Below are 12,918 nucleotides of genomic sequence, written 5' to 3' on the forward strand. Positions count from 1 at the left end.
ACCAGCGGCAGGGCCGCTGGCGGACGTAGATCATGTCGGGGATGCGCCGATGGGCGCAGGAACCGGTCAGGCGAGGCTGGCCGGCGGAGCGCGTGCCAGATAGGCGCGAAGCGCTAGAATGTCGGGCCTGGTGATGTCGCCGCCATCGCGCGGTTGCCAGGGACCGGTAAGAGGGCCGAACGATGGAACGGCCGCGAGCAATGCCGGGCCGACATCATGCCAGGCGGCTTTCGGCAGGGCCGTGCGGTCGGCGACCACGAAGCCCCGCACGGGATCGCGCAGGCTGAGATAAAGCGGCTGGCTGTCCTTGCCGGAGGAGAAGCTTTCCGCATCCGCCCGCGCCGCGAGGTTGATGCCGCCGCCGAGCGCCAGTCCGAGATAGGCGAAAAAGGCGACGAACAGCGAAGCGATCACGCGCGTTCCGGCGTGGTGCGTCCTGTCATCGTTTTCTTCGCTGTCGGCGGCGCCGAATTCGAACGGGTTCAACGGTTATAAGGGCCTTCATTCCTTTGCCGGAGCGGCGTCAGACGGTTCGGTGATGATATCAGGACGCTCGGCATCTTCATAGTGCGGCCTGTCATGATGCACTTGCGCCAGCCGGTCAACCATGCCCAGCGCAATTTCCCGTTCTCCCATGATGACGGTATCGGCGCCATATTGCTGCAGCACGTCGATCTCGGCATCGGAATGCGCGCGGGCGACGATCAGAATCGACGGGTTGATGGCGCGCGCCTGTTCGGCCACGCTGCAAGCCTCGAAAGTATTCGGAATGGCGATCACCAGGCTGCGGGCCTCGGCGATATTGGCGTAGCCGAGAACCTGCGCCGCCGCGGCATTGCCGTAGATCGCTTCGATCCCCGCCTGTTTCAGCTCGCCGATGCGCTTGTCGGAATCCTCGATGACCACGAAGGGCGTGCCGGCGGATTTGAGATTGGCGCCGACGATGCTGCCGACGCGGCCATAGCCGATCAGCACGGCATGACCGGTCAGCGACACCGTCCGGTGTTCCTCGTCGATCTCAGCCGCCACGGGCTGTTCGGCGGGTGCGGGCGCGGCATCGCCGGTTGCGGGGACTTCCGCCGGTGCTGCGGGCTCGGCGCTCTCCGGCATTTCGCCCTGCTTCTTGCCTTCGATGACCTTGCGCAGCCAGTCGCAGCCGATGAAGACGAGCGGATTGAGGATGATCGAGATGATCGCGCCCCCGAGGATCAGATCGCGTCCTTCCTCCGGCAACAGGCCGAGTTCGACGCCGAGGGCTGCGAGGATGAAGGAGAATTCGCCGATCTGCGCCAGGCTGGCGGAAATGGTGAGCGCCGTACTGAGTGGTTTGCGGAAGGCAAGCACGATGACGAAGGCGGCGACCGATTTGCCGATGACGATGATGAACACGGTCGCCAGCAGCGGCAGCGGATTGTCGATCAGGATGTTCGGATCGAACAGCATGCCGACCGAGACGAAGAACAGCACGGCGAATGCGTCGCGCAGCGGCAGGCTTTCCTGTGCCGCCCGATGGCTGAGCTCGCTCTCCGACAGGATCATGCCGGCAAAGAAGGCGCCGAGCGCCAGCGACACGCCGAAGAGCTTGGCGGCCCCGAAGGCGACGCCGAGTGCGATGGCCAGCACGCCGAGGCGGAAGAGCTCGCGTGAGCCGGTATGGGCGATGCGATGCAAAATCCAGGGAATGATTCGCCGGCCGAAGACCAGCATCAGCCCGACGAAGGCGGCGACCTTGAAAAGCGTCATGCCGATGATGCCGGTGATGCCCAAATCAAGGCCGAGCAGCCGGTTGAGGCCGGCCGACAGCGGCTCGACCGTGCCGTGGCCGTCGCCGGAAATGCTGGCGGCGGCGGGAATGAGGACGAGGGCCAGCACCATGGCCAGATCCTCGACGATCAGCCACCCCACGGCAATCTTGCCGCGGTCGGTCTCGACCAGCCGTCGCTCCTGAAGCGCCTTCAGGAGAACGACGGTCGATGCGACGGAGAGGGCAAGACCGAAGACCAGGCTGCCCCCGAGCGGCCAGCCCATCAGCGCGCCGAGCCCCCAGCCGAGCAAAGTGGCAAAGCCGATCTGGACGATCGCGCCTGGAACGGCGATGCCGCGCACCGACAGCAGGTCCTTGAGCGAGAAATGCAGGCCGACGCCGAACATCAGCAGGATGACGCCGATTTCGGCAAGTTCCGGCGCCAGGCTCTGGTCGGCGACGAAGCCCGGCGTATGCGGCCCCGCCAGCACGCCGGCGATGAGATAGCCGACCAATGGCGGCAATTTGAACCGGTTGGCGATGGCGCCGAGGATGAATGCCATGACGAGGCCCATGACGATGGTCGAAATCAAAGGCGTATCATGTGGCATTGCCATCTCCTCGATGCTGGAAATCCCGTGCGAACTGTGATAAATTTGGCTTATGTTGACCAATATGGTTGGTTTTAGATCGTGAATCAAGGCGGCAAACCAATGATTCTTACCCCCGCGCTCTGCCGCGCGGCGCGTGGGCTCCTTGACTGGACACAGTCGGATATAGCCGAAAAGGCCGGCGTGTCACGGAGCACGATTCGTGACTATGAAGGCGGCCATCACGACATCCATCGGGCGACGGAGGCGCAGCTGCGTCTCGCCTTCGAGGAGGGCGGCGTCGTCTTCGCGGACATGCCTGAGTTCGGCTGGGGCGTCTGTCTGCGCCGCCAGCCTTCCGGCCCGAAGCAGGATTAGGGTTTGGGCGCCAGGCAGCTCGCCGAAACGCGATAGGCGTAGAGCGTCTTGCCCCTCTTGTAGCCGAAGTCGGGCGTCCAGCTCTTGATGAGTTCCGAGCGGCCCGTCGCGCAATCGAACGGTTGGTCGTCGACATAGAGCAGGTCGCCGGTGACGCTCGCGGGCAGCGAGAAGTTCTGCTCGTAATAGCTCTTCGGGAAGCCGCCGAGATTGCGGGCATGGATGCGATAGGGCTGACCCTTCAGCGTGTAGAAGAGATCGGCGAGAATATCGCGGTCGCTGGCGACGATATCGGGCGTGTTCGCCTTGGCGGCGATATCGGCGACCTCCAGGCTGATGGCGCTGCGGCCGACATAGCGCTTCATCACCAGATCGCCGTTCGGCACCTTGATATCATAGGCGAAGACCGTCAGCACCGGCAGCACGAAGGCGACGACCGCGCCGATGATCAGCGAGGTGACGAGCCCCTTTTTCGTCAGGCGATAGAGCAGCCAGACGGCGAGGATGGTGCCGGCGGCATAGGCGCTGACGGCCCAGTTGGCATAGGCCTTGGCAAACAGCGCCTGCAGCGTGATCAGCGCCACGACCGGAACGGACAGCCAGAAGAGCAACGTCTCCCTGTCGTCGCCTTGCCGGCGGATCAGGCGCCAGGCGGCCCAGAGCAGGGCATAGAAGATGATGGGGCCGACGACGCCGAACTGTGCGCCGAAGAAGCCGAGGCCGCTCAGCAGATGTTTCAGCGGCCCGGCGCCTTCGCCGGCGCCGTTCCATTGCGCGATGCTCTGGGTATGGCGCACCGTCGCCGCATCATGGGCGAAGTTCCACCAGAGGTTCGGGGAAACGACGATGGCGCCGGCAATGGCGGCGATGATCACGTCGCGCCAGGCAATGCGCGCCGAACGCAAGGTCAGCATGGCGATGCCGACGCCCGGCAGCAGGAAGAGCACCGAATATTTCGTCAGGAAGGCGATGCCGAGACTGACGCCGAGGATCAGCGCTTCGAGGAGGGACGAGCGGCGCGTCAGTCCGATGAAGGCCCAGATGGCGATGGTGATGAACAGGATCTGGATCGTATCGGTCGACACCAACACCGCCGAAAGCGAGGCGGCCGGCAGGGTGATGAAGATGACGCCGGCCCAGGGCGCGATGTCCCGGCCCGTCTCGTCGTCAAACAGCCGCCGTGTCGTGCACATCAGCATCAGCGCGGTGGCGAGATGAAAGAGGGGGGCGGACACGCGAATCCAGAAGGTCGAGTCCGAGCCTGATATCGTGTTGAAGAAGCGGATCACCCAGGCGATCATCGGCGGCTTCGAATAATAGCCGAAATCGAGATTCTGGCCCCAGAACCAATATTGCGCCTCGTCGACGAACAGATCGGTCCTGTTGAAGGCGAGCATGACCACGCGCCAGAGCGTGATGCCGAAGATGATGGCAAGACCGAGCTTAAGCGACAGCGCCTGACGGTTTGTTTCGGAATGGGTCGTTTCGGACATTGACGGATCGATCTCTGCGCCTGGTGGTGAGGCTTCATACGGAACTATCAAGCGCTACGCCAGCGTCCGTTATCAGAGAATGATGGCCGTCGGCGCGTGCGATGTCGCGCCGTTAAGGTGCTTTTGTGAGAGATTTGTGTCGTTCGCGTCCGTCGGGAGGGCTTTTCAAAGCACGCGAGAGGCGATCCTGGCGCGTGCCTGTTCGAGGCGGCTCAGAAACGCGAAGGCGGCGAGCGTCAGGCCGGCGGTCAGCGAGGCGGTCAATCCAAGAACAATCATTGCTCTCTCCCAATCGACATTGAGCCCAGTCAAGGTGGAGACTGTCTCTGCCTGCCGGATTAGAGCACGAAGCTTGCCCCTGACTGACCTCGGCATGGCAAAAGGGAACGCCCGTTCAGCCTATTAACCTTCAAGCAAGGAATTAACCATAAATATTGAAGCTGCACGTCGGAATGGGAAAACTGTTACTCGTTTCCACCAGGCATGAAGCCGCCCCGTCGTACCGGGTCCATCCGGTATCCATGTCATCAAACAGGTCCGTAAGCAGACTTTGATGAACGAGCGAGCTTCAGAGCCCCGGTTTTTCGGCCGGTGGCACCGTGCGCCTATCCTCGTCCTCCCATCGCGTCTGAAGCGGATCATCAGCGGTTTCGCCGGGGCTCCTTGCGCCCGGCAGTTCGGCAGGGACGATTTTGGCGCAGGATTCGCCGTCAGATCAGGCAGGACGGGCGCAGGCAGGCAGCCTTCGCGACCGCTTGCGCTTTGCGGGCCTCGATGCCGCGCAATGCGAGATCGTGCGCCGCAACCGGCCGATGCTCGATATCAGCCTGAAGTCGGGTCTGCGCGATCTTTTCCATCGTTTCCAGAGCTTTCCGGATGCCGCCCGCAACTTTGCCGGGGAAAGCCAGCTCGAACGGCTCCAGGACCTGCAGGCCTCGCATTGGGGCGTGCTGACGGACGCCCGCTTCGATAGCCTCTATGCGGAGCGGGTCAAGGTTCTCTCCGATACCGAAAGCAAGATGGGGCTCGACCCGCGCTGGCATGTCGCCGGCCATGGCGTGGTTCTGGAGCACATTCTGACCGGTATCGTCGAGGAGATGGGCGGTCGGGCGATCCTGCCCGGTGCCAAGCGCCGGGCTCGCGAACTGAACACGCTGATCGCCGCCATCGTTCGCCTCGTCATGGTCGATGTCGAGATTGCCGTATCGCTGCGTTTCAACGAGCTGCGCCTCAGCCATCAGCGCGCGCTTGCCGAGCAGCGAGAGGCCGATCAGGCCGAGGCGGCCGGCCTCTTCGTCGATGTCATTCGCGGTCTGGCCGAACGCGACCTCACCGTTCGCGCCCCGGCCGATGTTCCCGCCGCCTATGCCGAACTGGTCGAGGCGCTGAATGCCGCGCTGGACGATATCGCCCGGCAATTCGCCGCGCTTTCCGGCGGCGTGCAGACGGCCGAGACGACGGCGGATGCCATCGCCCGCGAAAGCCGATCCCTCGCCAAAGGCACTGCGGAACAATCCGCCGGGCTGACGGCCGCGGCAAGGCAGCTTGCCGAACTGGCGGATCAGGTTCGCAGCACCGCCTCGAATAGCCGCTCGGCCGAACGCGCCGCCGGGTCCACCCGCGCAGCGGCCGAAGACAGCGGTCGGATCGTCGGCCAGGCCATTTCCGCCATGGCCGATATCGAGACCTCGGCCGAAAAGATCGGCCAGATTACCGGCGTCATCGACGAGATCGCCTTCCAGACCAATCTCCTGGCGCTCAATGCCGGTATCGAAGCCGCCCGCGCCGGCGACAGCGGCCGCGGCTTCGCCGTCGTCGCCCAGGAAGTGCGCGCGCTCGCCCAGCGCTCCGCCGATGCCGCCCGCGAGATCAAGGTGCTGGTGAGCGGAACCAAGGCGCAGGTCGACGCCGGCGTGCAGATGGTCGGACAAACGCAGGATGCGATCGGCAGCATCGTGCGCCAGGTGGCCGATATCAACGATGCCATTTCCGGCATTGCTGCCGCCACTGACGAACAGGCTGCCGGCCTGCGCACGGTGACGGCCGAGATCGACGGCCTGGGCGACCGTGCCGCAGCCGCGGGCGGCTTTGCCCAGCGCTCGCAGGAAGGGGCCGATCACCTTCACGACACCATTCTCGAACTCGGTCGCACCGTTCGCGAATTCCGTATCGAGCGCGAACGGCGTCAGGCGCGCCCGCCGGTTTCGCGGCCGCGCGAGGTGCCGGTCGAGCCGGAAGAGGATCACGCCGCCGCATTCGATTTTCCGCTCCGCCGGACAGGTCTCGGGGGTGTGCGGAATGCTTATTGATAGTTCTGTTTCATGCGCATGCGGGCCATCGGGCCCGGTTTCAGACAATAAGGATTAAGCGATGCCGAGCAGGAAAGGCGAAAAGACATTCAGTCTGGCCGCGGTGCTGGACCTCAACGAGGCCTCGGCACTTCGCGGCAAATTGATGGGTTTGCGCGGCAGCAATGTCGCGATCGATGCGTCCGGCGTCGAGAGGATCGGGGCCTTGTGCATTCAGGTCATCATGGCCGCCGCCAAGACCTGGGAGGAGGACAAGCTCTCCTTCACCTTCTCGAAGGCGTCGGATGCGTTTCAAAAAACGATGCAGATGATCGGGATCGATATCGATCACCTGCTTGCCAAGGAGATCCGGCAATGAAGAAAAAAGTGCTGACCGTGGACGATTCACGGACCATTCGAAACATGCTTCTCGTCACCCTCAACAATGCCGGCTTCGAGACCATTCAGGCCGAAGACGGCGTCGAGGGTCTCGAGGTTCTCGAGGAAGCCAATCCCGATGTCATCGTCACCGACATCAACATGCCGCGTCTTGACGGCTTCGGCTTCATCGAGGGCGTGCGCCGCAACGACAAGTACCGCGCGATCCCGATCCTGGTGCTGACCACCGAGAGCGATGCCGAAAAGAAGAACCGTGCCCGCCAGGCCGGTGCGACGGGTTGGATCGTCAAGCCGTTCGACCCCGCCAAGCTGATCGATGCCATCGAGCGCGTAACCGCTTAAACAGGATTCGCCACCCATGGATATGAACGAAATCAAAGAGATCTTCTTCCAGGAATGCGAGGAGCAGCTCGCCGAACTGGAATCTGGTCTCCTGAAAATGAATGACGGCGACCGCGATCCGGAAACCGTCAATGCCGTCTTCCGCGCCGTTCATTCCATCAAGGGTGGGGCAGGGGCCTTCGGTCTCGACGACCTTGTCTCCTTCGCGCACGTCTTCGAGACGACGCTCGATTGCGTTCGATCCAACAAGCTGGAGCCGACCCAGGATGTCCTGAAGGTCATGCTCAAGGCCGCTGACGTACTGGCGGATCTGACCAATGTGGCCCGCGACGGCGGCAGCGTCGATCCCGCGCGCAGCAGGGGACTGGTCAAGGAACTGGAAGCACTGGCGCTCGGCCAGTTGCCGCAGGCGACGGCGGTTGCCGAAGCCGCGCCGAAGCCGGCAAAGGCCGCCGCGCCGGCACCCGCCGAGATCGCGCCCGCGCCTACGCCTACCGATGACAGCGGCTTCCAGCCGATCCCCTTCAGCTTCGACGACGATTTCGGCGCCGACGACGCATCAGCGGACATGCCGGAGTACCGGGTCAGTTTCAAGCCGCGCGCCGATCTCTATGCCAAGGGCAATGATGCGACGCTGCTGCTACGCGATCTCGCGCGCATCGGTGAGCTCGGCGTTCATTGCGACATGGATGCCTTGCCGGTGCTCGACCAGCTCGACGCGGAAGGTGCCTATTTCGCCTGGACGATCTCGATCAAGACGGACAAGGGCGAAGACGCTATCCGCACCGTCTTCGAATTCGCCGAGTGGGATTGCGAACTCGATGTCCAGCGCATCGACGGTGCCGCCACGTCCAAGGATGGCGAAGAGCTGCCGATGGTGCCCGTGCCCTTCGATCTCTCCATTCTTGACGGCGATGGCGGCGAGCAGGCCGCGCCGGCCGTCGAGGAAGCGCCCGAGCCCGCAAACGATGCCGCGGCCGCTGTCGCCGCCGCCGAAACCGCGAGCAATGTCACGCAGCTCGCGGCCGCCGCCGCCCGTGTCGAAAAGAAGGAAGCGGCCGCTGCCGCCGCTCTGGCCGCCAGTGCCGCCGCGCAGAACAATGCCGCGGCCGCAGGCGTCGGCCAGACCATTCGCGTCGATCTCGATCGCGTCGACCGGCTGATCAACCTCGTCGGCGAGCTGGTGATCAACCAGGCGATGCTGTCGCAGAGCGTCGTCGAGAACGACAACAACGGCGCATCTTCGATCAATATGGGCCTTGAGGAGCTGCAGCAGCTCACCCGCGAGATCCAGGACAGCGTCATGGCGATCCGCGCGCAGCCGGTGAAGCCGGTGTTCCAGCGCATGTCGCGTATCGTCCGCGAAATCGCCGACATGACCGGCAAGTCGATCCGCCTGATCACCGAGGGCGAGAATACCGAAGTCGACAAGACGGTCATCGATAAGCTGGCCGAGCCGCTGACGCACATGATCCGCAATGCCGTCGACCATGGCGTCGAGACGCCGGAAAAACGTGCCGCCGCCGGCAAGAACCCGGAAGGCACCGTCCGTCTCACCGCCAAGCATCGGTCCGGCCGCATTCTGATCGAGCTCGCCGACGATGGCGCCGGTATCAACCGCGAGAAGGTTCGCCAGAAGGCGATCGACAACGATCTCATCGCCGCCGACGCCAATCTTTCCGATGAGGAAATCGACAACCTGATCTTCCTGCCGGGCTTCTCGACCGCCGACAAGATCTCCGACATTTCCGGCCGCGGCGTCGGCATGGACGTGGTCAAGCGCTCGATCCAGGCGCTCGGCGGCCGCATCAACATCAGCTCCAAGCCGGGCCATGGCTCGGTCTTCACCATGAGCCTGCCGCTGACGCTCGCCGTCCTCGACGGCATGGTGGTCACGGTCGCCGGCCAGACGCTGGTCGTGCCGCTGACGGCCATCGTCGAGACGCTGCAGCCCGAGGCTTCGGCCATCCATTCCTTCGGCGCCAACCATAGGCTCATCTCGATCCGCAACAGCTTCTGCCCGCTGGTCGATGTCGGCCGCATCCTGAATTTCCGCCCGACGCAGGCCAATCCGGTCGATGGCGTCGCCCTGCTGGTGGAATCGGAAGGCGGCGGCCAGCGCGCGCTGATGGTCGATGCCATTCAGGGCCAGCGCCAGGTCGTCATCAAGAGCCTCGAGGCGAATTATACCCACGTCCCAGGCATTGCGGCGGCGACTATCCTCGGCGATGGCCGCGTCGCGCTCATCCTGGATGTCGATGCTGTCGTCGGTGCCTCGCGCGGGCAATCGCTGAAGGCCGAAATATCCTACGCAGCGGCAGGGTGAGCCGATGTCCTACGCGATCAAGAACATGACCCAGGGTGCCCGCGAGCTGATCGCCTTCCGGATCGGCGACCAGGAATTCTGCGTCGATGTCATGTCCGTTCGGGAAATCCGAGGCTGGACGCCGGCGACGCCCATGCCGCATGCGCCGCCGCATATTCTCGGCGTCATCAATCTGCGCGGCGCCGTCCTGCCGATCGTCGACCTCTCCGGCCGGCTCGGCATGAAGCAGGCCGTGCCGACCGCGCGGCATGTGATCATTGTCGCCCAGGTCAAGCGCAAGGTCGTCGGCCTGCTGGTCGATGCCGTGTCCGACATATTGACGGTGACGGACGAGATTATTCAGCCGACGCCGGAAATCTCTTCCGATCATGAGCGGCAGTTCGCGCGCGGTATCCTGGCGATCGACAGCCGCATGATCTGCCTCATCGAACTCGAAACCCTGTTTCCCGAGCACGAAAGTCTGGCTGCATGAGCGTAATGGGAGCAACGGATTTCAGGGCATCTCCCGACGAGGTTCTGGCCAGCGGCGAATATCCGCTGACCCGGCGCGATCTCTCGGAAATCGCCGCGATGATCTATTCGGATGCCGGGATTTCGCTGAACGAAACCAAGGCTTCGCTAGTCTATTCGCGCCTGTCGAAACATATTCGCGCGTTGGGCCTGCCCGGCTTTCGCGACTACTGTCAGCTGGTCTCCTCGCCGGCGGGGGCAGCTGCCCGGCGTGAGATGCTGTCGCATCTGACGACCAATTTCACCCGCTTCTTCCGCGAGAACCATCATTTCGACCATCTGCGCGACGAGGTGCTGCCGGGACTGCTGGCGCGCGCCAAGGCGGGCGGCCGCGTGCGGATCTGGTCGGCCGCCTGTTCCGACGGACAGGAACCCTATTCGATCGCGCTCACGGTCCTGTCGCTGATGCCGAATGTCGCGGAGCTGGATTTCAAGATCCTGGCGACGGATATCGATCCGAAGATTCTCGGCCTTGCCCGCGCGGGCGCCTATGACGAGCCGGCGCTCGAAACCGTATCACCGGCCATGCGCAAGCAATGGTTCCGCGAGGTCGATATCCAGGGACGGCGCAAGTTCCAGATCGACGATCGCGTCAAGCGGCTGATCACCTTCAACGAGCTGAACCTCCTGGCGCAATGGCCGTTCAAGGGCAGCTTCGACGTTATCTTCTGCCGCAACGTCGTGATCTATTTCGACGAGCCGACGCAGACGAAGATCTGGTCGCGCTTCGCGGGCCAGCTGCAGGACGGCGGCCATCTCTATATCGGTCATTCCGAGCGGGTCTCCGGCGACGCCAAGCACCTCTTCGACAATATCGGCATCACCACCTATCGCTATCTCGGCAGGAACGCGGGGAGAAAACCATGAGTGCTCCCGCCCGTGTCCTCGTCGTGGATGACTCGCCGACCATGCGCGGCCTGATCACCGCCGTCCTGCGCTCCGATCCCGAAGTTGACGTCATCGGCCAGGCCGGCGACGCGATGGAAGCGCGCGCCGCCATCAAGGCGCTCAATCCCGACGTCGTGACGCTCGATATCGAGATGCCGAACATGAATGGTCTCGACTTCCTCGAAAAGATCATGACGCTGCGGCCCATGCCGGTCATCATGGTCTCCACCATGACGCATCGCGGTGCCGAGGCCACGCTGACCGCGCTTGAAATCGGCGCCTTCGACTGCGTCGGCAAGCCAGTCCCCGGCGAACCTCGCCCCTTCGGCGATCTGGCCGAAAAGGTGAAGGCGGCGGCCCGGTCCCAGCGGCAATATGTAAAGCCCGCCGCCACTCAGGCCCCACCGCCGACGGTTGCGGATTTCCGCGTCGGCCGGAAGATCGTCGCCATCGGCTCGTCCACCGGCGGCGTCGAGGCGCTGATCACGGTGCTGCAGAAGTTCCCGGCCAATTGCCCGCCGACGGTGATCACCCAGCATATGCCGCCCAGCTTCACCCGCAGCTTCGCCGAAAGGCTCAACCGCCTCTGCGCTCCGGTGGTGCAGGAAGCGAGCGATGGCGCGCGGCTGGAGATCGGCAAGATCTATCTGGCGCCAGGCGGCGAAAGGCATCTCCAGGTCGCCAACGCCTCGGCGCCGCATTGCCGCCTGGTCGAGCGCGCGCCGGTCAACGGTCATCGTCCCTCGGTGGATGTGCTGTTCGATTCGGTTGCCGAACTTGCCGGCCGCAATGCCGTCGGCGTGATCCTCACCGGCATGGGCCGCGATGGCGCCGCCGGCCTTCTCAAGATGCGCCATGCTGGCGCGCGAACCATCGGCCAGAATGAAAAGACCTGCGTGGTCTATGGGATGCCGAGGGTCGCGTTCGAACTCGGCGCCGTCGAACAGCAGTTTCCGCTGAACGCCATTGGCGAGGAAATATTGAAAGCAACAGCCGCCCGAAAGGAAGGGAGCGAATAATGTCTCTAGCGGAGAAAATCAAAGTTCTGATCGTCGACGATCAGGTCACCAGCCGTCTTCTGCTCAGCGATGCGCTGACGCAATTGGGCTTCAAGCAGATCACGGCCGCCGGTGACGGTGAGCAGGGCATGAAGATCATGCAGCAGCAGCCGCATCATCTGGTGATCTCGGATTTCAACATGCCGAAGATGGACGGCCTCGGCCTGCTTCAGGCGGTCCGTACCAATCCGGCAACGAAGAAAGCGGCCTTCATCATCCTGACGGCCCAGGGCGACCGCGCCCTGGTGCAGAAGGCGGCCCAGCTTGGCGCCAACAATGTTCTGGCCAAGCCCTTCACCATCGAAAAAATGAAGGCGGCGATCGAGGCCGTGTTCGGAGCGTTGAAATGACCGTCGAGGCTGCCGCCCGTCGCGTGCACATCATTCAAGGCGAGTACAAGGTCATCAGCGACCCCGATGTGGTGCTGGCGACCATTCTCGGCTCGTGCGTGGCGGCATGCCTGCGCGATCCGATCGCCGGCGTCGGTGGTATGAACCATTTTCTGCTGCCGGGCATGGCGACCTCGCCGACGAGCGGCGGTGACGCGACGCGCTACGGCGTGCACCTGATGGAACTGCTGATCAACGGCCTTCTGAAGCAGGGCGCGCGTCGCGACCGGCTGGAGGCCAAGATCTTCGGCGGCGCGAAGACCATCGCCACCTTCTCCAATGTCGGCGAGCAGAACGCGGCTTTTGCCATGGAGTTCCTGCGGGACGAAGGCATTCCGGTGGTCGGCTCCAGCACCGGCGGCGAGCATGGCCGCAAGGTGGAATATTGGCCGGTCTCGGGCCGCGCGCGGCAATATCCGCTGACCGGCGCCGAAACGCAGAAGACCGTGGCCCTGGAACAACGCCCTGTCGCGGCTCCGAAGCCAGTCGACAATGCGATTGAATTTTTCTGAT

General features: G+C 63.7%; 13 protein-coding genes. 10 read left to right on the forward strand and 3 right to left on the reverse strand.

The features are described from left to right. Nucleotides 1–66: 66 nt before the first annotated feature. Together FHX11_RS05900 and FHX11_RS05905 are read right to left on the reverse strand one after the other, a co-directional pair. Nucleotides 67–486, reverse strand: coding sequence for a hypothetical protein (locus tag FHX11_RS05900; RefSeq protein WP_184356037.1), 420 nt, complete (start codon nucleotides 484–486; stop codon nucleotides 67–69). Between the two features lie 15 nt (nucleotides 487–501). Continuing rightward, complete coding sequence (locus FHX11_RS05905; RefSeq protein ID WP_184356039.1) at nucleotides 502–2,355, reverse strand: cation:proton antiporter; 1,854 nt, start codon at nucleotides 2,353–2,355, stop codon at nucleotides 502–504. A gap of 102 nt (nucleotides 2,356–2,457) precedes the next feature. On the opposite strand from FHX11_RS05905, the gene FHX11_RS05910 reads away from it, so the two are divergent. Beyond that, nucleotides 2,458–2,712 (forward strand): helix-turn-helix transcriptional regulator, encoded by a 255-nt coding sequence (locus FHX11_RS05910; protein WP_210292356.1) that lies wholly within the window; start codon nucleotides 2,458–2,460, stop codon nucleotides 2,710–2,712. Here the strand turns inward: FHX11_RS05910 and FHX11_RS05915 are convergent. Beyond that, the gene (locus tag FHX11_RS05915) at nucleotides 2,709–4,205 is read right to left on the reverse strand and encodes a glycosyltransferase family 39 protein (protein ID WP_246780909.1); all 1,497 of its coding nucleotides are present in this window, start codon (nucleotides 4,203–4,205) and stop codon (nucleotides 2,709–2,711) included. The two genes, FHX11_RS05910 and FHX11_RS05915, sit on opposite strands and share 4 nt — an antisense overlap. A gap of 692 nt (nucleotides 4,206–4,897) precedes the next feature. On the opposite strand from FHX11_RS05915, the gene FHX11_RS05920 reads away from it, so the two are divergent. The 9 genes from FHX11_RS05920 to cheD all read left to right on the forward strand — a co-directional run bounded on the left by FHX11_RS05920 (nucleotide 4,898) and on the right by cheD (nucleotide 12,917). Then, complete coding sequence (locus FHX11_RS05920; RefSeq protein ID WP_184356043.1) at nucleotides 4,898–6,514, forward strand: globin-coupled sensor protein; 1,617 nt, start codon at nucleotides 4,898–4,900, stop codon at nucleotides 6,512–6,514. Between the two features lie 61 nt (nucleotides 6,515–6,575). After that, nucleotides 6,576–6,872: an STAS domain-containing protein gene (locus tag FHX11_RS05925; RefSeq protein ID WP_184356045.1), complete on the forward strand. Its 297-nt coding sequence runs from the start codon at nucleotides 6,576–6,578 to the stop codon at nucleotides 6,870–6,872. After that, on the forward strand, nucleotides 6,869–7,234 hold the full coding sequence (gene cheY1, locus FHX11_RS05930; protein ID WP_028751177.1) for a chemotaxis response regulator CheY1: 366 nt from the start codon (nucleotides 6,869–6,871) through the stop codon (nucleotides 7,232–7,234). Before FHX11_RS05925 ends, cheY1 begins: the two co-directional genes overlap by 4 nt. Nucleotides 7,235–7,250: 16 nt before the next feature. Then, the gene (locus tag FHX11_RS05935; protein WP_184356047.1) at nucleotides 7,251–9,560 is read left to right on the forward strand and encodes a chemotaxis protein CheA; all 2,310 of its coding nucleotides are present in this window, start codon (nucleotides 7,251–7,253) and stop codon (nucleotides 9,558–9,560) included. 4 nt (nucleotides 9,561–9,564) lie between these two features. Beyond that, on the forward strand, nucleotides 9,565–10,032 hold the full coding sequence (locus tag FHX11_RS05940; protein WP_184356049.1) for a chemotaxis protein CheW: 468 nt from the start codon (nucleotides 9,565–9,567) through the stop codon (nucleotides 10,030–10,032). Further along, nucleotides 10,029–10,937 carry a protein-glutamate O-methyltransferase CheR gene (gene cheR / locus FHX11_RS05945; protein WP_184356051.1) on the forward strand — a complete coding sequence of 303 codons (909 nt, stop codon included), beginning with the start codon at nucleotides 10,029–10,031 and terminating at the stop codon, nucleotides 10,935–10,937. The genes FHX11_RS05940 and cheR overlap by 4 nt, the downstream gene beginning before the upstream one ends. Beyond that, on the forward strand, nucleotides 10,934–11,977 hold the full coding sequence (cheB, locus tag FHX11_RS05950; RefSeq protein ID WP_184356053.1) for a protein-glutamate O-methylesterase CheB: 1,044 nt from the start codon (nucleotides 10,934–10,936) through the stop codon (nucleotides 11,975–11,977). Before cheR ends, cheB begins: the two co-directional genes overlap by 4 nt. Beyond that, nucleotides 11,977–12,366: a response regulator gene (locus FHX11_RS05955; RefSeq protein ID WP_007695708.1), complete on the forward strand. Its 390-nt coding sequence runs from the start codon at nucleotides 11,977–11,979 to the stop codon at nucleotides 12,364–12,366. The genes cheB and FHX11_RS05955 overlap by 1 nt, the downstream gene beginning before the upstream one ends. Then, complete coding sequence (cheD, locus tag FHX11_RS05960) at nucleotides 12,363–12,917, forward strand: chemoreceptor glutamine deamidase CheD (protein WP_184356055.1); 555 nt, start codon at nucleotides 12,363–12,365, stop codon at nucleotides 12,915–12,917. Before FHX11_RS05955 ends, cheD begins: the two co-directional genes overlap by 4 nt. The last annotated feature ends 1 nt before the right edge of the window (nucleotide 12,918 follow it).

This window comes from Rhizobium sp. BK602 (genome assembly GCF_014195095.1).
GTDB lineage: Bacteria > Pseudomonadota > Alphaproteobacteria > Rhizobiales > Rhizobiaceae > Rhizobium.

Bases quoted from the DNA above. Each gene is read 5' to 3' on its own strand.
- cheR (WP_184356051.1), top strand. From the start codon at position 10,029: ATGAGCGTAATGGGAGCAACGGATTTCAGGGCATCTCCCGACGAGGTT.
- FHX11_RS05940 (WP_184356049.1), top strand. From the start codon at position 9,565: ATGTCCTACGCGATCAAGAACATGACCCAGGGTGCCCGCGAGCTGATC.
- FHX11_RS05955 (WP_007695708.1), top strand. From the start codon at position 11,977: ATGTCTCTAGCGGAGAAAATCAAAGTTCTGATCGTCGACGATCAGGTC.
- FHX11_RS05915 (WP_246780909.1), bottom strand. From the start codon at position 4,205: ATGTCCGAAACGACCCATTCCGAAACAAACCGTCAGGCGCTGTCGCTT.
- FHX11_RS05925 (WP_184356045.1), top strand. From the start codon at position 6,576: ATGCCGAGCAGGAAAGGCGAAAAGACATTCAGTCTGGCCGCGGTGCTG.
- cheY1 (WP_028751177.1), top strand. From the start codon at position 6,869: ATGAAGAAAAAAGTGCTGACCGTGGACGATTCACGGACCATTCGAAAC.
- cheB (WP_184356053.1), top strand. From the start codon at position 10,934: ATGAGTGCTCCCGCCCGTGTCCTCGTCGTGGATGACTCGCCGACCATG.
- FHX11_RS05935 (WP_184356047.1), top strand. From the start codon at position 7,251: ATGGATATGAACGAAATCAAAGAGATCTTCTTCCAGGAATGCGAGGAG.
- FHX11_RS05910 (WP_210292356.1), top strand. From the start codon at position 2,458: ATGATTCTTACCCCCGCGCTCTGCCGCGCGGCGCGTGGGCTCCTTGAC.
- FHX11_RS05905 (WP_184356039.1), bottom strand. From the start codon at position 2,355: ATGCCACATGATACGCCTTTGATTTCGACCATCGTCATGGGCCTCGTC.
- cheD (WP_184356055.1), top strand. From the start codon at position 12,363: ATGACCGTCGAGGCTGCCGCCCGTCGCGTGCACATCATTCAAGGCGAG.